This window comes from Cellulophaga baltica 18, assembly GCF_000468615.2.
Classification (GTDB): Bacteria; Bacteroidota; Bacteroidia; order Flavobacteriales; family Flavobacteriaceae; genus Cellulophaga; species Cellulophaga baltica.
Genome location: NZ_CP009976.1, coordinates 2,391,985 through 2,410,718, shown reverse-complemented (window position 1 = coordinate 2,410,718; position 18,734 = coordinate 2,391,985). Strand labels below are relative to the sequence as shown.

17 protein-coding genes are annotated in these 18,734 nt (G+C 35.2%); 12 read left to right on the top strand and 5 right to left on the bottom strand.

Features of this window, described 5'->3' with window-relative positions; all coding sequences use genetic code 11:
- Positions 1-33: 33 nt before the first annotated feature.
- From M666_RS10115 to M666_RS10060, 12 genes are all read left to right on the top strand, one after another.
- Positions 34-591 (top strand): TetR/AcrR family transcriptional regulator, encoded by a 558-nt coding sequence (locus M666_RS10115; RefSeq protein WP_024481382.1) that lies wholly within the window; start codon positions 34-36, stop codon positions 589-591.
- 78 nt (positions 592-669) lie between these two features.
- The gene (locus tag M666_RS10110) at positions 670-1,221 is read left to right on the top strand and encodes a carboxymuconolactone decarboxylase family protein (RefSeq protein WP_029446821.1); all 552 of its coding nucleotides are present in this window, start codon (positions 670-672) and stop codon (positions 1,219-1,221) included.
- Positions 1,222-1,557: 336 nt separating this feature from the next.
- Positions 1,558-2,226, top strand: coding sequence for a hypothetical protein (locus tag M666_RS10105; protein ID WP_029446822.1), 669 nt, complete (start codon positions 1,558-1,560; stop codon positions 2,224-2,226).
- A gap of 12 nt (positions 2,227-2,238) precedes the next feature.
- Entirely contained in the window at positions 2,239-2,928 is a 690-nt protein-coding gene (locus M666_RS10100) for a haloacid dehalogenase type II (protein ID WP_029446823.1), read from the top strand.
- Between the two features lie 82 nt (positions 2,929-3,010).
- On the top strand, positions 3,011-3,745 hold the full coding sequence (locus M666_RS10095; RefSeq protein WP_029446824.1) for an SDR family oxidoreductase: 735 nt from the start codon (positions 3,011-3,013) through the stop codon (positions 3,743-3,745).
- A gap of 31 nt (positions 3,746-3,776) precedes the next feature.
- Complete coding sequence (locus M666_RS10090; protein ID WP_025615622.1) at positions 3,777-4,085, top strand: EthD family reductase; 309 nt, start codon at positions 3,777-3,779, stop codon at positions 4,083-4,085.
- A gap of 78 nt (positions 4,086-4,163) precedes the next feature.
- Positions 4,164-4,811, top strand: a complete 648-nt coding sequence (locus M666_RS10085) for a DsbA family oxidoreductase (RefSeq protein WP_029446825.1) — start codon at positions 4,164-4,166, stop codon at positions 4,809-4,811.
- A 36-nt stretch (positions 4,812-4,847) separates the two neighbouring features.
- Positions 4,848-6,089 (top strand): beta-ketoacyl-ACP synthase II, encoded by a 1,242-nt coding sequence (gene fabF, locus M666_RS10080; protein ID WP_029446826.1) that lies wholly within the window; start codon positions 4,848-4,850, stop codon positions 6,087-6,089.
- Positions 6,090-6,114: 25 nt separating this feature from the next.
- Complete coding sequence (locus M666_RS10075) at positions 6,115-7,185, top strand: L-dopachrome tautomerase-related protein (protein ID WP_029446827.1); 1,071 nt, start codon at positions 6,115-6,117, stop codon at positions 7,183-7,185.
- 150 nt (positions 7,186-7,335) lie between these two features.
- Positions 7,336-8,097, top strand: a complete 762-nt coding sequence (locus M666_RS10070; RefSeq protein WP_029446828.1) for an aspartate/glutamate racemase family protein — start codon at positions 7,336-7,338, stop codon at positions 8,095-8,097.
- 382 nt (positions 8,098-8,479) lie between these two features.
- Positions 8,480-10,888: a TonB-dependent receptor gene (locus tag M666_RS10065; protein ID WP_029446829.1), complete on the top strand. Its 2,409-nt coding sequence runs from the start codon at positions 8,480-8,482 to the stop codon at positions 10,886-10,888.
- Between the two features lie 20 nt (positions 10,889-10,908).
- Positions 10,909-12,258 (top strand): DUF4374 domain-containing protein, encoded by a 1,350-nt coding sequence (locus tag M666_RS10060; RefSeq protein WP_029446830.1) that lies wholly within the window; start codon positions 10,909-10,911, stop codon positions 12,256-12,258.
- A 149-nt stretch (positions 12,259-12,407) separates the two neighbouring features.
- Here M666_RS10060 and M666_RS10055 read toward each other — a convergent pair whose 3' ends face one another.
- From M666_RS10055 to M666_RS10035, 5 genes are all read right to left on the bottom strand, one after another.
- Positions 12,408-12,992 carry a CHAP domain-containing protein gene (locus M666_RS10055; protein WP_024481394.1) on the bottom strand — a complete coding sequence of 195 codons (585 nt, stop codon included), beginning with the start codon at positions 12,990-12,992 and terminating at the stop codon, positions 12,408-12,410.
- 17 nt (positions 12,993-13,009) lie between these two features.
- A complete protein-coding gene (locus M666_RS10050; protein ID WP_029446831.1) occupies positions 13,010-14,272 on the bottom strand; it encodes a hypothetical protein in 1,263 nt (420 codons plus the stop codon).
- Between the two features lie 108 nt (positions 14,273-14,380).
- On the bottom strand, positions 14,381-16,036 hold the full coding sequence (locus M666_RS10045; protein WP_029446832.1) for an amidohydrolase: 1,656 nt from the start codon (positions 16,034-16,036) through the stop codon (positions 14,381-14,383).
- A gap of 19 nt (positions 16,037-16,055) precedes the next feature.
- Positions 16,056-17,609, bottom strand: a complete 1,554-nt coding sequence (gene dnaB / locus M666_RS10040) for a replicative DNA helicase (protein WP_025615631.1) — start codon at positions 17,607-17,609, stop codon at positions 16,056-16,058.
- Between the two features lie 167 nt (positions 17,610-17,776).
- Positions 17,777-18,730, bottom strand: coding sequence for an acetyl-CoA carboxylase carboxyltransferase subunit alpha (locus M666_RS10035; protein WP_024481398.1), 954 nt, complete (start codon positions 18,728-18,730; stop codon positions 17,777-17,779).
- Between the last annotated feature and the right edge of the window lie 4 nt (positions 18,731-18,734).

Below are 18,734 nucleotides of genomic sequence, written 5' to 3'. Positions count from 1 at the left end.
AAGTGCTTAGCTTTGTGGTGTAGTTTAGAAGTAATGGCTCGTAAAAAACAATATAACGAAGAAGAAGTAATCAATAAAGCAATGCGGCTTTTTTGGAAAAATGGTTACGAAGCTACTTCTGTACGTATGTTAGAGAAAGAAATGGGCATCAACCAATTCTCTATCTACGCAAGTTTTAAAAACAAACAAGGTGTTTTTTTAGAAAGCATTAAGAATTATAAGAAGGAAATTAATGGAATTAAGGAAATACTGAGACAGTCTAACAACGGTGTCACCGGTATTAAACAATACTTCTATAATTTTTTAGAATTTTCAAAAGAAGGAACACTAAGAAAAGGTTGTTTGGTAACCAATTCTGTGAACGAAATTAAAGACGATGCAGATCCTGAGGTTATGGTAGAACTTAAAAAGTTCGCAAATGAAATTAGAACTTTATTTGTAAGTAATCTAAAACAAGACGACCAAAGAAAAGAAATAGAATGCAAGGCAGATTTTTTAATGAATAGTCTTTTGGGTTTATCCATAGCATCAAAAGTATTTGATAAAGATCAGCTAGAAAATATAATAGAAGTTACGTTTAAAAACCTGTAACTTTTTTTTACCATATAACTAAGCGTATGCTTAGTTTGAATTTAAACATAGAATTAATAATACATAAAATTTAAAATTATGACAACTTTAAAAGTTCAAACTATTGAATCTGCTCCAGAAGCTAGTAAACCATTATTAGAGAATTCTCAAAAAGCTTACGGAATGATCCCTGGACTACATGGTGTTTTGGCAACTGCTCCTAACCTTTTGAAAGCATACCAAACATTACATGAATTGTTTGTAGATACCTCTTTCAATAATGAAGAGCTTACCGTAGTGTGGCAAACCATTAACGTAGAACACGCTTGTCATTATTGTGTGCCAGCACATACAGGTATTGCAAAAATGATGAAAGTAGATGATGCTATTACCGAAGCATTACGTAATGAAACTCCTTTAGCAGATGCTAAGTTAGAAGCACTACGTACCATGACCTTAGCCATTACTCGTAACCGCGGAAACGTTTCTCAAGAAGATTTAAATGCTTTTTATGCGGCTGGTTACGGTGAGCAACAAGTATTAGAAATTATTTTAGGCCTTTCTCAAAAAGTAATTAGTAATTATACAAATCATATAGCAAATACTCCAGTAGATGATGCTTTTAAGAGTTTTGCATGGTCTAAAAAATAGTAAGCACAATGCCACATGTAGATAAATGATGCAGGAGAGTGGCATATTTAAACCTTCCGTTTTAAAATCGGGAGGTTTAATTTTTTAAATAATAGCTTAGGTAAAGTTCTATTTACCACAAGGCATCTATTATAGAAGATTTAGTTATTCGGATTTATAGGTAGATAAGTCATAAATTGGGTTAGAACTACTTTTTACCAAAAGGATACTCCTTAAGTTCATACCTTTAAATGGGATAGTTTCCCTTTATCAAACAGCTGTTTTTTCAGATGAAAAGAAGAATGGAGACATATAGCTTAAAATATTAGTTTTAAATAAAAAACAACTAAAATCAGTATGGAAATACAAAGCATCAACATAAAAAAGTTAGCAAAGTATTCTGTAGAAGAAGTATTTAGAACAAATACAGATGCTCCTGGTTTCGTTTTGTTAGATTTCGGTAAAAGCCTATCCTCTTATAAATTAAGAGAAATTATGGTGAGTTTAAAAAAAGAATTATCTAGTTTCACCATAAGTGAATATAATAAAAAATTAAGTTACCACTGGCTTGTGCGCTTTGACCAACAGGAAGACACTCCTTTCCATTTAGACAATGCAGCAGAGGAATCTTTTTTAATGCTAGGGTATGAACCCAGTGAAATAAGAAGTGAATTATATATAGCCGACTATCATAAATTTGCTACTAATAATGAATTTGCTCCTACAGATTATTTAAGAAATTTTACGCCTGTATACAAAGAAGACGAATCCTTACTACGGCCATTTAGTACTAAAATAGCATCATTCCATAAAGATTCTTACAAAATTGTTTTAATAAACAATAGTAAACCAAAACCTGTAGCTAACACTTTGGGCGTATTTCACAAAGCAAAAATTGTTAGTAAAGATTTAAAAAAGAGTCGAATAGTAAATTCTATGATTATCAATATGCTTCCAGCGAATAAAATTATAGATAATGAGCCCGATGAAGAAGAATTTTTAAAGACAGCCTTAATTAGTAAATAAAAACTATTTAGTATGGAAACTAAAACAAGACCTAAAGTATTATTTTTTGATGTAAATGAATCTCTTTTAGACTTAAACGTTATGAAAAAAAGCGTTGGTAAGGCACTAGGAGACAGAGAAGATTTATTACCCTTGTGGTTTTCTACCATGTTACATTATTCTCTTGTAACCACCCTTAGCGAGCAATTTACAGATTTTAGTGCCATTGGAGCGGCAGCATTACAAATGGTAGCTGCTAATAATGCTATTACTATTTCAGAAGAAGATGCAAAAGAAGTAATGACTGCTTTTAGCGCATTACCGCCACACCCTGAAGTAAAAGAAGCTTTAACCATATTAAAAGATGCAGGATATACACTCGTATCTTTAACTAACTCCTCTACTAAAGGGGTAGAAACTCAATTCAAAAATGCAGGATTAACACATTTTTTTGATGAACGTTTAAGCGTTGAAGCGTTTGGAAAATACAAGCCTGCCAAAGATGTTTATACTTGGGCCGCAAATAAAATGGGCGTAGCACCAGAAGATTGCATAATGATTGCCGCACATGGATGGGATATTGCAGGTGCAATTTGGGCCGGTTGGAGAGGTGCATTTATAGCCAGACCAGGCAAACAATTGTATCCTTTAGCACCACTTCCAGAAATAAATGAACCTAATTTATTATTAATTGCAGAAAAACTTATTGCGCTTAAAGCATAATTGGCAAGTACTATATCGGTACTTAAATAAATAACACATAGAAACTAAGCTGATGCTTAGTTTAAATTAAAACAAATAAACTATGAGTATTTCTATAGAAAATAAAATTGCCTTAGTCACAGGAGCAAACAGAGGAATAGGTAAAGCCATTGTAGAATCCTTAATAAATCATGGCGCTAAAAAAGTGTACTTGGCAGTACGTGACCTATCTTCCACTAAAGAACTGGAAGATAAATTTGGAGCAAAGGTTGTAACCATTAAAGCCGATGTTTCTAGTACGACCTCTATAAACGATTTAGCTAAACAAACTACAGATGTTGACATTGTAGTAAATAATGCTGGCATAGGAGCACCGCAAGCAACACTTGGAGAAAACGTAGAAAAAGATTTCGCGCATCAATTAGAGGTAAATGCTTTTGGATTGTTACGTATAGCAAATTCTTTTGCCGATACATTAATTAAAAATAAAGGAGCATTAGTTCAATTAAACTCCATCGCCTCTATTAAAAACTTTGCACATTTATCTACTTATTCTGCTTCCAAAGCAGCTTCCTATTCTTTAACACAAGGACTGAGAACCGAACTAGGAGCAAAAGGAGTGTCTGTATTAAGTGTGCATCCTGGTCCTATTGCCACAGACATGGGTAGCGCAGCTGGCTTTAATGATGGTGCAGCCACAACGGTGGTATCAGAAGGTATTATCAGCGCACTAAAAGCAGGAGACTTTCACTTATTTCCAGATGAAATGGCAAAACAAGTAGAAAGTGCCTACCAAAGCTTTTCTGATAATGTGGTATTAGCAGATTTTTCAGCATAAAACAAAACACTAAAAAATATAAAAAAATACGATGATAAAACTAACAGTACTATATCCAAATACTCCAGAACTAAAATTTGATAAGGCATATTATATTAAGGAGCACGGGCAATTATTAAAAGATTTATTAGGAGATGCTATAATTTCTTCTGATGTAAATATGGGCTTATCTGGTGCCCAACCAAATACTCCTGCTCCTTATGTTGTAATTTCTAATATTATTTTTGAATCTTTGAAATCATTTCAAGAGTCTTTTGGTGCTAATGCTGAAAAGATATTAGGTGATTTACCTAATTTTTCGAACGTAAAACCAGAAGTTCAGATCAGTGAAATTGTGTAACTCTTAGGGAGTTTTATATTCAAGAGAAGAATCCTATACACAAGGTTTCTTCTCTTTTATCTTTAAAAAAATAATAAGATGACAGAAAAAATTAAAATAGATGTAGTTTCAGATGTTGTTTGTCCATGGTGTGCCATTGGATACAAACGTCTTGAGCAAGCCATTACAGAAATGGGCATCCAAGATAAGATTAGCCTAGAATGGCAACCCTTTGAATTAAACCCTAATATGCCTGCAGAAGGTCAAGATTTAGAAGAACATATTACAGAAAAATATGGTTCTACTCTGGAACAGCAAAAAGAATCGCAAGAGCGTATGACCGATTTTGGTGCTGAGCTCGGTTTTAAATTTGATTATTTTGAAGGTATGCGTATGGCCAATACTTTTGATGCGCATGTACTTCTAGAACATGCCAAAGAGCAAGGACTGCAAACAGAGCTAAAAATGCGATTAATGAATGACTTTTTTGGAGCACATCAAGATGTATCTAAGAGAGAGGTTTTAAAAGTAGCCTTAGAAGACGTTGGTTTAAATGCTGAAGAAGCATTTGCTGCATTGGATAATCAAGAGCTGCGTAAAAATGTAAAATCTACAGAACGCTACTGGCAAGAATTGGGTGTCAACTCTGTTCCTACCATAGTCTTTAATAGAAAAAGTGCGCTTACAGGTGCACAGCCTGTAGCGGTGTATAAACAAGTGCTAACAGAGCTTCTAGAAGCTAATTAACACGTAGGTAGCAAATTTAAAAACTAATAAATTATTATGAAAAGAGTCGTCATTACCGGTTTAGGAGCATTGACTCCAATAGGAAACTCCGTAGACACATTTTGGGAAAATGCTATCAACGGACAAAGTGGTGCATCAAAAATTACCAAATTTGATACCTCCTTATTTAAAACAAAATTTGCTGCTGAACTTAAAGATTTTGATGCTAAAAAATATTTAGATCGCAATCAAATAAAAAGAAGCGACCTTTTTACGCAGTACGCCCTATATAGTGTTGCGGAAGCTATGGAAGATAGTGGTCTAGATACTAGTATAATGTCTCCTTTTGATATTGGCGTAATTTGGGGTACTGGCCAAGGGGGTATGCAAACTTTCGAGGATGAAGTTAAAAATTATGTAGAAGGCAATAAAAACCCACGCTTTAGTCCGTTTTTTATTCCGAAACTATTATCTAATATGGCTTCTGGGTTAATTGCTATGAAATACGGTTTGATGGGTATTAATTATACGGCTGTTTCTGCCTGTGCATCTTCTAGTTCTGCTATTATGGACGCTTTTAATTATATCCGTTTAAACAAAGCGAAAGTGATGGTTACCGGCGGTTCTGAATCTCCTATTACCGAAGCTTCTATTGGAGGCTTCAACGCCATGAAAGCTTTATCAACAGCTAATGACCATGCAGAAGAAGCTTCTAGACCATTTGATGTAGACCGAAGCGGTTTTGTCATGGGAGAAGGTGCTGGAGCTCTAATCTTAGAAGAATACGAGCACGCAAAAAAACGTGGAGCTACCATCTACGCAGAAATTGTTGGTGCCGCAATGACGGATGATGCTTATCATATATCTGCAACTCACCCAGAAGGCTTAGGGGCTATTAAAGCCATGCAATTAGCCATGGAGGAAGCCAACATAAACCCAGAAGCTGTAAATTACTTAAATACTCATGCAACCTCCACTCCTGTTGGAGATATTAGCGAGGTTAAAGCTGTAGCGACTACCTTTAACAACCGTTTTGATCATCTTAAAATAAGTGCTACAAAATCTATGACGGGTCATTTACTGGGTGCTGCTGGCGCAATAGAGGCCATATTAGCTATTAAAACGATACAACACAATACCATACCGCCTACTATTAATACCACAACATTAGATCCTGAAATCCCTGCAGGTATGCCAATTGTAACAAAAGAAGCTATACCCCATAATGTTACCATAGCCATGAGTAATACGTTTGGATTTGGTGGTCATAATGCGACTACAATTTTTAAGAAAATATAATTAATTACAAATTAAAATCAAGACAATGAAACCTATTCTTTATCTATTTTTAGTCGCTCTACTCTTTGTTTCTTGTAAGCAAAGCACAAAGGAACCAAAGGAAACCTCCGTTACAACAAAAGTCCCTGAGGTTACAACAGTAGCGTCTTTTACTGGACAACAAGTTACGGGCGTAACGGTAACTACTACCGGCCGCATTTTCGTGAATTTTCCTAGATGGAGAAAAGGAGTTACTACTTCTGTTCTAGAACTAGGAGAAAACATAAAAGAACCGTTTCCTAATAAAGAATGGAACTCCTGGGAGATTGGGGATAAAGTAGCAATGCATAAATTTATTGGCGTGCAATCTGTTGTTGCCTCTGAAGATAAATTATATGTTTTGGACACTAGAAGTCCGCTTTTTCAAGAAGTATTAGATGCTCCTAGAGTTTTTGTCTTTAATCTAATTACAAAGGCTTTAGAACATACCTATATTTTAACTGAAAATGCATATCACGCTAATTCTTATATCAACGATTTACGCGTAGATAAAAAGAATAACAAAATCTATTTTACAGATTCCGGAAATTCTGGACTAGTTATCTTGGATTTAAAAACAGAAACCTTTCATAGAGTTTTAGACGAACATAGTTCTACAGAGGCAGAACAAGATTATTTAACTTTTACCGATGGAAAATGGATGAATACCGTACATTCTGATGGTATTGCTTTAGATACAAAGAATGATAAATTATATTACCACGCACTTACTGGGTACAGCTTATACAGCATACCAACAAAAGCATTAGGTGTTGAGGATGAACTTGATCTTGAAAAAGCGGTTACCTTAGAAGCTAAAACATCGGCTCCTGACGGGATGATTTTTGATAAAAATGGCAATCTTTATTATGCCGATTTAGAAAATAATAAAATCATGTATCGCGAACCAAATGGAAGTGTACATATTTTGTTGGAGGGTGATAAAGTACGATGGGCTGATACCTTTAGTATTTACGACAACCATTTATACTACACGAATTCTAGAATAAATGAAGTAACAGCAGACATCTCTGAAATGGAATTTACACTTCATAAAATAGCACTACCAATCAATTAAATTTAACGGACCATTTGATAGGGAATTCTACATTCACAAAAAATCAAATGGTTCTGAATACATTAGGAAAACTGGCTAAAGAATTATCAATTCTTTAGCACTAAACCATAAAAAATTTCTAGTCCTTTACACCATTAATTCAATTGAAATATGATTCATAAAACAATAGGCATTGTTGGTGGTGTTGGAAGTTATGCTGGTATAGATTTAATTAAAAAAGTATACGACCTTACCGAGGCAAAATCAGACCAAGAACATTTACCCGTTTCCATGTTGTCTGTTCCGCATAAAATTATAGATCGAACCAAATACCTATTAGGTGAAACCGATATAAATCCAGGTATTGCCATATCAGAAATTATAGCCTCATTAATTGCTAGCGGCTCTAGTATTATTGGTATCCCTTGTAATACCGCACATGCAAGACCTATTTTAAGTTTAATTGAAAAGAGTATACCAGAATCATGCGTACTCGTTAATCTTATTGAAGAGGTAGGCTTGCATATTTCAACAAAATACCCAGAAATTACAAAAGTGGGTGTTTTAGGAACTACCGGTACTATTTTGGCAAAAGTATATCCAGACGTACTCGCAAAATATAATATTGAGGTCATTCAACCTTCGGAAGACATACAAGATTTGTTTGTACACCCTTCCATTTATGACACGAGTTACGGAATCAAGGCTTTTTCAAATCCTGTAAATGAAAAGGCTAAAGAAAACCTGAGTATGGCCGCCACCTATTTATCAAGAAAAGGAGCACAAGCTGTTATATTAGGCTGTACCGAAATACCGCTAGCCATACAATATGAAAAGATTGAAGATAGCTTAATAATTGATGCTACTACCGTCCTTGCTAGCGCCCTTATTAGGGAGTCTAGAAAAATGGAAGAAGAGAACGTAAATGAGTAGAACTATTTACTAGAAACCATTTTTTAATTTATCAGACCAAAAGCTATAACATTCAATTAGATGTAATTATAATTTCCCAGCATACATACTGTAGCCATTACGCACTCAAATACTAATTAGCAGATACTTTCCAAGTTCCGTTTTTTGCTCCACTAAAAACACTATTATCATCTTCTTCCCTTTTGACAAAGAAAAATAAGAGCTAACTCTTTTCCTTTAAAAAAAAACACCTACTACTTCCTTATAAACGCAAGGTTTAAAGCATTTTAAAATTTAGAAATTAATTGATCGCATATAATTCTTAAAATATGTTAAGTTTTATTTGGAATTAATCTAAATAAATAGATACTTTTGCATTCTTATTTTTAATAAGTCTAAATAAATGCGTTTACTACTTTTAGTCACTACATTCTTTATAAGTTGTTTAGGATTTTCCCAAACGGGGGAACTATCTGGTGTTATTATATTAGAGGATAACACACCAGTAATCAATGCGCATATCAAAGTTATAGGTACAACCCACAGTGCCGTAACAGATTTTGATGGTAGCTATTTTATTGAAAACCTAAAGTATGGCACGTATAACCTCCTTATATCTACTATAGAAGCACATAAAAAAACAATTTCTATTACCATAGCACAAGAAAAAACTTCAATTACCACCACTGTCTCAAGAAAAACTAATGAACTAAATGAAGTGGTTGTAAATGGCCAAAGCAAAGAGACAAAGTTAGAAACGGCAGGGTATGCCGTGAACGTTGTCAAAACGGAAGAAGCCAGTATTCGAAACATTCAGACCAATGAATTATTAAACACAACTGTCGGGGTGAAAATTCGTCAAAATGGAGGTTTAGGCTCTGATGTAACTTACAGTCTAAATGGATTATCAGGTAGCTCTATAAGAATTTTCATAAATGGTATTCCTAGCTCCACTTACGGTTCTTCTTTTAATTTAAATAGCATCCCGCCTTCTATGATTAAAAACATTGAGGTCTATAAAGGTGTAGTGCCTGGGCATTTAGCCGATGACGCCTTAGGTGGCGCCATCAATATAGTATTGCATGATAAAATTAAAAACCACCTTAATGCATCAGTCTCCTACGGTTCTTTCAACACATTACAGACAAGCGTCAATGGAGTCTATCGTTTTGATAAAACAGGATTTACCGTAAAAGGCTCCTTATTTCATAATTATTCTGATAATGACTATAAAGTATCTGGAAGAAGTGTTTTAGTTACAGGTCTTGGAGGTGAACAAACACCTATAACCGCTAGAAGGTTTAATGATGCCTATAGATCTACAGGTGGAATGGTGCACTTTGGCTATTCTAACGTATCCTGGGCCGATCAGTTTTTCATTGGATTAACAGCTTCTGATGATTATAAGGAGGTGCAACACGGTGCTTTTATGACCATCACTCCCTATAAAGATAGATTTCTAGAATCGGATGCCCTTCTGGTAAACCTAAGCTATCAAAAGAAAAACATTTTTACAAAAGGATTGGATGTAACTATAAATGGATTGTACGGAAAAAGAAACCGTGCGGTAAATGATACCGTAGCTTGGGCATATAGTTGGTACGGAGAACGAGCTATAGATTTTAGAGGGAACGAATATCAATATACTTGGGGTTCACAACAAGAGGGCGGCCCTACCCTATCGAAAATAAAAAGAAAAGTAGCGGCTATCAGAACTGGTTTATCTTATACTATTGCAGAGAACCACAAAGTTTTATTAAACCATGTGTACAATAGCATTGATAGAGAAGACAGTGATGCCTTACAATCCGTTTTAGAAAATACGTTTATAGGAACAAGAGATTTACATAAAAATATCTTCTCTTTAACCTATGAATTAAATGCCCTTGATGACCAGTTAAAAGCAAGTGTATTTGGTAAACACTACCAGCAAAAAACAATTAGTATTGATCCCGAAATTGAAGCCGATGAAGATGGTAATGACAGGGTAGTTGATGAAATTGTAACTAGCACTAACGCCTACCAAGGTTATGGTTTCGCATCGTCTTATGCAATTACTCCTAACATAACCCTATTAGCTTCTGCAGAAAAAGCCATTCGGTTACCAGATGAAACAGAAGTATTCGGAAATGACGGTGACAATGTAGTTGCCAACCCAAATATACGACCGGAAATAAGTAACAATTATAATCTAGGTTTCCGTCTTGGAAGCTTTAAGGTAAAAAAACACGAGTTTACCATTTCAACAAATCTTTTTACAAGAAATATTAAAGATAGAATTGGTTTGCCTATTGAAACTTCTCTTAATGTTGATGACGAATTAATCGTATATGTAAACCAAGGTAATGCAAAATCTAAAGGAATAGATGCTCAATTGAATTATAGCTATAATAGCAATCTAGGTTTCAATTTTAATGTTTCTAGGTTTGATTTAACTACCGAAACAGCGGCAGGAACCGAATTTGATATTCCTAACACTCCGTTTTTAACTATGAATGGGAGTTTACGCTATTCATTTAAAAATTTCATTCAACAAAAATCAAATCTAAACCTCTTTTACACCCTATACTATACAGATGAGTTTTCATATTTGGTCTCACAAGGATCAAATACGGTGGGAGATGATTTTTTTAAAGTGCCACAACAAGTGACCCAAGACTTTGGTCTTAGCTATGCTTTTCCTAACAGCAAATTTGTAGTGAGTTTTGATGTCAAAAATATATTTGACAAACCTGTATATGACAACCTATCCGTTCAAAAACCAGGAAGAGCCTTTTATTTAAAAATGAATTACACAATAGATAAATTATAATCATAAAAACAGACCTGAAAATGAAACATAATCTTTTAAATTTTAAAACTTTAGCTACGATTTTTTTAACCATTGGCTTCATGAGTTCTTGTAGTAATGATGACAACGCTATAGATCCAGAAACAGAAATAACCCCAGAAACTGGAGCTGAATCTAGATGGATTACAATTGCTGGAGCACGAATGGGTGATAATCCTGGCGACGGAAATGGAGGTACATTAATTTACTCCGTACGTAGTGAAGATGCTAAAGACCCAAATACATCAATTAATGTTTTTGATAACGGTTTTTTAGCTCCTTCCAACAGAACTGCTCGTTTACAATCATCTGAAGATGGCACCACTATATTTAACATAAGCTATGCTGGTGATACCGGTGGTAACTATACAAAATATAACGTAGAAGGTGGGCAGGTGTTTACCGAAATAGGATCTCAGATAAGTATTGCTCCCTATGTTGGAACAGCTCCAAGATGGATTAAGTTATATGATGGCGATAAAACAGGAGCTGCTGTTTATGTTTCTACAGAAAATGAATTTGATGAAAATGAAAAATACATACGTACAAATGCAACTATTGGTGTAGTAACCCTAGATCTGGAAAATTCATTAATTAATGAATTTCAAGAACATAGTGTTGCTTTGAGTCCGGAAGAAGAAGCCTTAGGATACTATATTTCAAGAATAGATATGCCCGTATTAAATGAGGCTGGAGATAAATTGTATATAGGGGCTCGCTTAAGTAAGTTAGACCCAGCTACTACTGAGAGTGATAGTGATTATGAAATTTTAGGTTCTAAAACTATTGTATTAGATTATCCTTCTTTATTAAACCCATCTGTAATTACATCTACTGTAGGATACGGAAACACCAATGGTTACCGAAGCATAAATGCCTTTCTTTATAATGGAAGTGTATACCAAGCAAACCAAAGTGATCCTCAAGGTTCTCACATTTTAAAAATTGATGCGGATAACCAATATGACGATTCTTATGTATTTAATTTAGATGATGCCTTAGGTATAGAAGGTGCTTACATTCTTGCTTGGAAACCTGCTGCCAATGGTAAAGCCGTAATTGCTTATCGTCATGATGCCTCTCAAGAAGGTGTTGCTGGTGCCCAAGGATTTTTTGCCCTAGCGGATTTAAATACCAAAACTGCCACAAAAATTGACGCTATTCCTTATGATGCTGATTTTTACTTATTTCAATACCAAGGTTTTGTAGTTGATGGTACCGATATTTATATAACACAAGCTCCTGTAGGTCAAAATGGAAACATTTACGTTGTAGATACCACAACTGGTGAAGTAACTAAAGGTGCCGAACTAGTCAATGCAGAAGGAAGTCACTTTATTGGTACTTTCTAATTCAAGCCTAACGGCATAAAGATTAACCTTAGTTGATCTAAAACAGATACCAACAACAAGAACCCGCTATAAAAATTACTGTTTTTATAGCGGATTCTTTGTGGTAAATGGTCTCAAATAGAAAAGAGTGTCTACGGCTAAAAAGGCGTTTACTTGCGCAACCAGCCCATTATACGGCTATGATCAATTAGCCATTTATCTTCTTCCCGAATAAGATCATAGGTTTCTCTAGATTCACCGAAAGGTCCAGGATTCTGCTGAATAATTTCAACCTCGCGTTCTGTAACTTTTGAAATAATAGCTACATGTCCGTATTTATTAAATAAGGTTCCGGAGTACACTACCAAATCATTTACTTTAGGTTTAGAACTACTTGGATTTGTAAATTGATTTAGGTTACGCTTAATATTTAAGCCACCATCATCTAATGTTTTACTGAAAAAATCTTTTGCATTGCCATAACTATCGGGCATTTTATGATTCAATGCCTGGTAATAGTATCTTTTTACAAATTCTACACATTGATATTTTAATCCTAAATTATATCCATCTTCGGTTACTTCACGGCCAGCTACATTTCCTACACCTCCATTATAATAAACCACTACGCCATTTAAATCGTCAATTTTTTGTCCAACTTCAAAGTTAGAGTTCAGGTTAATTTTCTTTGATACAAAAAATCCTACTGTAAATAAAATTAATATTCCCAGTATCAGTACACTTCGCTTTTTCAATGTCTTATGTGGTGTTTTTAAGTTTTTTGTTTTTTCTTCTTTGCTGCAGGAAATAATACATTATTTAATATAAGGCGATACCCTGGCGAGGACGGATGTAGTTCCAATTCCGTTTTTGGGTCTCCAACTCTATGCTGATAATCTTCAGGATCATGCCCACCATAGAAGGTAAAAAAACCTTTCCCTTTGATACCATGAATGTACCGCGCTTCTCCATTTACTTTATTTTCCCCCAAAACCAACACGGTAGGTTTTATTTCTGAACGCTGAAAAGAAGTGGTTTGCCCCATGAATCCTTTTACCAAACTGGTATGGTTCTGACAAAGCATTGTGGGTATTGGATCCCATTTGGCAGAAAAATCCATCAAAGAAAAATAATCACTCTCCCTTGTAATGGCTCTTTTAGTGGTCATATCTATAGATGAAAACTCATAGACTAACGGATTTCTTTCTAACGTAAAATTGTCAAAGGCAAATGTTTTTTCAAAATCTAATTTAGCTTGGTAGTTAGCATCTGAAGGATCACCATCAAACATAGCCTCACATATATCTACATCATCTGAAGCAGACAAAGCAATATCAAAACTATCGGTAGCAGAACACATGGCAAACATGAATCCGCCTCCAATCACATAATTTCTAATCTTTAGGGCCACAGCTCTTTTTTCTTCAGAAACTTTACGATATCCAAGTTTTGAAGCTAATGCTTCTGCATCTTTTTTGCTCTGTAGATACCAAGGTGCGGCTTTATAAGCTGCATAAAATTTCCCGTATTGCCCTGTAAAATCTTCATGGTGCAAATGCAACCAATCAAATAAAGCTAAGCCATCTTCTAATACCTCTTCATCGTAAACCGTTTCATAGGGAATTTCAGCGTAGGTAAGTACCATAGTTACGGCATCATCCCATGGTAATGTTCCACTAGGAGTATATACCGCTATTTTTGGTGCTTTCTCTAATATAACTGCTTCTTGGTTTTTAGACGGACTGGATATATCTTCTAAAATTGCATTTGCTTCACTATCCGATATGACCTCAAAAGAAACACCACGAATTTGGCATTCTTTGCGGATAGCCTCACCATCGGGTAATAAAAAAGAACCTCCTCTATAATTTAATAGCCATTGTACCTTTTGCTGCTTCGCCAGAATCCAATAGGTAATTCCGTACGCTTTCAAATGATCTTTCTGTGATTCTGCATCCATAGGAATTAGAATTGCAGAGGCAAAAATCTTGAAGGAGCATGTAAAAAAAAGAAGCGTCCAAAAGTATTTAGACATTATTTTTTGTTTTAAAATAGTGGTATAAAGATAAAGGAAAAAATTACGAAAATTGCTATTAAGCATATCGACCTAATAGCACAAAGTAGGAATAAATAATAGCATTACCTATTTTTTCATGTATGCCAATTTACCACCAACATAGGTTTGTAAAACTTCAATATTTTTAATAGTTCCTGGATTAACCTTGAGTAGATTATCACTTAACACCACAAAATCAGCTAGTTTACCCACTTCTAATGTTCCTTTCTCCTGCTCATCAAAAGAGGCAAAAGCGGCGTTCTTTGTATAGGCATTCAAGGCTTGTAGTACTGTAATTTTCTCTTCAGGAATCCAACCTTCAGGATTTGCATGATCTAAAGTTCTTCTGGTGGTAGCGGCATAAATACCTAAAATAGGAGATGCAGGCGCAACAGGCCAATCACTACCAAAAGCTAAAGTTACCTTCTCCTCTAATAAAGATTTAAAAGCATAGGTTGTTTTAATCCTTTCAGCACCAATTAATTCTTCTGCCCACCTACCATCATCTATAGCATGGTAAGGCTGTACGCTAACAACAATATCTAAAGATCCAAACTTAGAAATATCTTCCTTTAATAAATGCTGCGCGTGTTCTACTCTAAAACGTCTGTCTCTAGGACCATTCTCATTTATTACTGCTTCAAAAATTTCTAATAAAACATGATTGGCATCGTCTCCTATAGCATGGACCAAAACTTGTAATCCTTTTTTATCTGCTTTAGAAATCCATTTTTTCATGTCGTTCTTATCATTTATAAAAAAGCCTCTATCACCAGCTTTGTCTGAATAATCTGCAACAAAAACTGCGGTATGAGAACCCAAAGAGCCATCCATAAAACCTTTTAATGCTCCCATCTTTAACCACTTATTTGTATTCTTAAACGTATCATTACGTTTATCCCAATGGTTTAAAGGGTTAATTGCATAGATTCTCACGGATAACTCATTAGCCTCTTTTAATTTTTTAGCAATAGGATAAGTACCAATACTATCTACATCGTGAACTGAGGTTACACCATTAGATAACAAATAAGTCATCGCTGCTTTAAGTGCCTTTTCTTTTTGAGGAACCGTCATTGAGGGAATCTTAGCCAAAAGATAATTCATGGCATTATCTTTCAAAATACCGGTAGGAATTCCATGCGCATCTTTAACAATTTCGCCACCTTCTATAGCTGGAGTATGCTCATCTATGCCGGCAATTTTTAAGGCTAAAGAATTTGCCAAAACCATATGACCATCTAGCCTATATAGAACTACCGGGTTCTCAGAAGTAAATGCATCAATCCATTCTTTTTTAGGCAATTCTCCTCCCCAAAGGGTATGATCCCAGTTACCTTCTAAGACCCAAGCACCAGGCGCTAAAGTTTTGGTATAATCTGCGATACGTTTTACAAATTCTTGTTGGGTAGTTGCATCTCTGAGTTCTACACTCAATAAGGCGTTACCGCCCATCATTAAATGTACATGGGCATCAATAAAACCAGGCGTAATAAATTTACCTGCCATATCTTTTACTACTGTATGCTCTCCTTTATATTTTTGAAGGTCTGCTGTAGTGCCTAAGGCTAGAATTGTGTCGGCTAGAATTGCCATTGCCTGCGCAGAAGATTGTGCGCTATTACCCGTCCAAATAACAGCATTCTCTACTATTAGATCTGCTTTAGGTAGAGTACTCGTACAAGAGACACATGCCAAAAACAATCCTAATAGTGTACTAAATATCTTGAATTGTTTTGGCATATACTCTTCACTTTAAAATTTAAAATGGAACATCACTATCATCAAAATCTGGCGGTGTTTCATTCATAGAGCTACCAAAGGCTTGATCTGCATTTGGAAGGCTTTTTGTGGCAAATGGATTTTCTTCTCCATCATTCATTTTGGATTGAAACTCAAAAGGAGAATCAAAATCATCTAGGTTATCAAATTTACCTTGATTACCGATAAACTTCAAACGTATATTCTCTAAACCACCATTCCTGTGTTTTGCAACAATAAACTCCCCTTGACCTGCAGTCGGTGAGCGTTCATCATCATCCCATTCATCAATCTTATAGTACTCTGGTCTATAGATAAAAGATACAATATCGGCATCTTGCTCAATTGCTCCAGATTCCCTAAGGTCAGAAAGTAACGGTCGTTTAGTACCCCCTCTTGTTTCTACCGCACGCGAAAGCTGCGATAGTGCAATTACAGGTACACTTAATTCTTTTGCTAATGCTTTTAGGTTACGCGAAATAGTAGAGATCTCCTGTTCACGGTTACCACCACCCTTTTGGCTTCCCCCAGCAGTCATTAGTTGCAAGTAATCTATCATGATCATTCGGATACCATGTTGGGATGCCAAACGTCTTGCCTTTGCTCTTAAATCGAAGATAGAAAGCGACGGTGTATCATCTATAAACAAAGGTGCTTTTTCAAGCGTCTTTACTTTTACATTTAATTGCTCCCATTCATGCTTCTCTAATTTACCAGTACGTAATTTTTCTGATGATAAACCTGTCTCAGAAGAAATTAGACGAGTAATTAACTGTACAGAAGACATCTCCAGAGAGAAGAACGCTACAGGAATATTAGAATTAACAGCCATATTTCTTGCCATAGATAAGGTCAAAGCCGTTTTACCCATACCCGGACGAGCTGCGATAATAATTAAATCACTCGGCTGCCAACCAGACGTTAGTTTATCTACCTTATCAAAGCCAGAAGGCACACCACTTAATCCTTCTTTATTGGCTATTTCTTCAATTCTTTTTTTCGCCTGAATAACAAGGTTCTGAGCTGTTTCTGCAGAACGTTTTAAATTCCCTTGGGTAACATCATATAATCTAGATTCTGCGGAATCTAATAAATCAAATACATCGGTACTCTCATCATATGCCTCTTTAATAATCTCATTAGAGATTTTAATAAGACTACGTTGAATATATTTTTGTAGAATAATACGGGCATGAAACTCAATATGCGCCGAAGAAGCTACTTTCTGAGTCAATTTTATCAAGTAAAAATCACCTCCAACAGATTCTAATTTACCATCTTTCTTCAATTGGGAAGAAACGGTTAATAAATCGACCGGTTCTGAGGTTTCAAACAACTTAAAGATAGCCTCATAAATAGATTTATGAGCTTCTTTGTAAAAAACATCTGGGTGAAGAATATCGATAACCTCATCAATACCCTTCTTATCTATCATCATTGCCCCAATCACAACCTCCTCTAAATCAACTGCTTGAGGTGGAATTTTCCCACGCTCTAAGCTAATTAAATTAGACTTATCTACTTTGTGACCTACTATCGGACTCGGTTTCTCCATAATTACGAAAGTATGTAATTAACCTTAGGTTAACTTTAAAATTGAATTTAGGATGTCAACAGTTCATTAACAATTTGCATGTTAATAAGTTACGTTTTTGTGTTGACAACAAAAAAAATCTGAAGAATTATTTCTTCAGATTTTATTATCCTAGGATAAAACAGGAATTAACCATTAAATACACCCATGTTGGCGTACTTGTCCATCCTTTTATTTATTAAATCTTTTGGTGATAACTTTTTCAGATCTTCAAAATGTGTTAAAATTTTGTTTTTTACGATTTCAAAAGTTTTGTCTCTATAACTGTGCGCGCCACCTACTGGTTCTCTTACGATTTCGTCGATTATTTTCAACTTCTTCATATCTGTAGCCGTTAGTTTTAACGCTTCTGCTGCAATTTCTTTGTATTCCCAGCTTCTCCATAGAATAGAGGAACAAGATTCTGGAGAGATTACAGAATACCATGTATTCTCTAACATCAATACTTTATCTCCTACACCTATACCTAAAGCACCACCTGAGGCACCTTCACCAATGATTACCACAATTATTGGCACTTTTAAACGTGTCATCTCAAGAATGTTACGAGCAATTGCTTCTCCTTGTCCACGTTCTTCTGCTTCAATACCAGGATAAGCACCTGGTGTATCTATAAAACATACTACAGGAACATTAAATTTCTCTGCAGATTTCATTAGACGTAACGCTTTACGGTAACCTTCTGGATTAGCCATACCAAAATTACGGTATTGACGTGTTTTGGTATTATATCCTTTTTGTTGCCCAACAAACATAAAACTTTGATCGCCAATTTTACCAAGGCCACCAATCATTGCTTTATCATCTTTTACATTACGGTCTCCATGAAGTTCCAAAAAAGTCTCTCCGCAGATAGCGTTAATATAATCAAGTGTATACGGTCTGTTTGGGTGTCTTGACAATTGTACACGTTGCCAAGCTGTTAGATTTTTATATATATCCTTACGGGTTTCAAGAAGTTTTTTCTCTATTTGCTTACAAGTCTCTGTAACATCTACATCACTCTCTTCACCAATAATCATGCACTTATCTAATTGTTCTTCTAGTTCTTTTATGGGAAGTTCAAAATCTAAATATTCCATGAGT

Bases quoted from the DNA above. Each gene is read 5' to 3' on its own strand.
- M666_RS10065 (WP_029446829.1), top strand. From the start codon at position 8,480: ATGCGTTTACTACTTTTAGTCACTACATTCTTTATAAGTTGTTTAGGA.
- M666_RS10085 (WP_029446825.1), top strand. From the start codon at position 4,164: ATGACAGAAAAAATTAAAATAGATGTAGTTTCAGATGTTGTTTGTCCA.
- M666_RS10095 (WP_029446824.1), top strand. From the start codon at position 3,011: ATGAGTATTTCTATAGAAAATAAAATTGCCTTAGTCACAGGAGCAAAC.
- M666_RS10105 (WP_029446822.1), top strand. From the start codon at position 1,558: ATGGAAATACAAAGCATCAACATAAAAAAGTTAGCAAAGTATTCTGTA.
- fabF (WP_029446826.1), top strand. From the start codon at position 4,848: ATGAAAAGAGTCGTCATTACCGGTTTAGGAGCATTGACTCCAATAGGA.
- M666_RS10090 (WP_025615622.1), top strand. From the start codon at position 3,777: ATGATAAAACTAACAGTACTATATCCAAATACTCCAGAACTAAAATTT.
- dnaB (WP_025615631.1), bottom strand. From the start codon at position 17,609: ATGGAGAAACCGAGTCCGATAGTAGGTCACAAAGTAGATAAGTCTAAT.
- M666_RS10100 (WP_029446823.1), top strand. From the start codon at position 2,239: ATGGAAACTAAAACAAGACCTAAAGTATTATTTTTTGATGTAAATGAA.
- M666_RS10050 (WP_029446831.1), bottom strand. From the start codon at position 14,272: ATGTCTAAATACTTTTGGACGCTTCTTTTTTTTACATGCTCCTTCAAG.
- M666_RS10110 (WP_029446821.1), top strand. From the start codon at position 670: ATGACAACTTTAAAAGTTCAAACTATTGAATCTGCTCCAGAAGCTAGT.
- M666_RS10035 (WP_024481398.1), bottom strand. From the start codon at position 18,730: ATGGAATATTTAGATTTTGAACTTCCCATAAAAGAACTAGAAGAACAA.
- M666_RS10075 (WP_029446827.1), top strand. From the start codon at position 6,115: ATGAAACCTATTCTTTATCTATTTTTAGTCGCTCTACTCTTTGTTTCT.
- M666_RS10115 (WP_024481382.1), top strand. From the start codon at position 34: ATGGCTCGTAAAAAACAATATAACGAAGAAGAAGTAATCAATAAAGCA.
- M666_RS10045 (WP_029446832.1), bottom strand. From the start codon at position 16,036: ATGCCAAAACAATTCAAGATATTTAGTACACTATTAGGATTGTTTTTG.
- M666_RS10070 (WP_029446828.1), top strand. From the start codon at position 7,336: ATGATTCATAAAACAATAGGCATTGTTGGTGGTGTTGGAAGTTATGCT.
- M666_RS10060 (WP_029446830.1), top strand. From the start codon at position 10,909: ATGAAACATAATCTTTTAAATTTTAAAACTTTAGCTACGATTTTTTTA.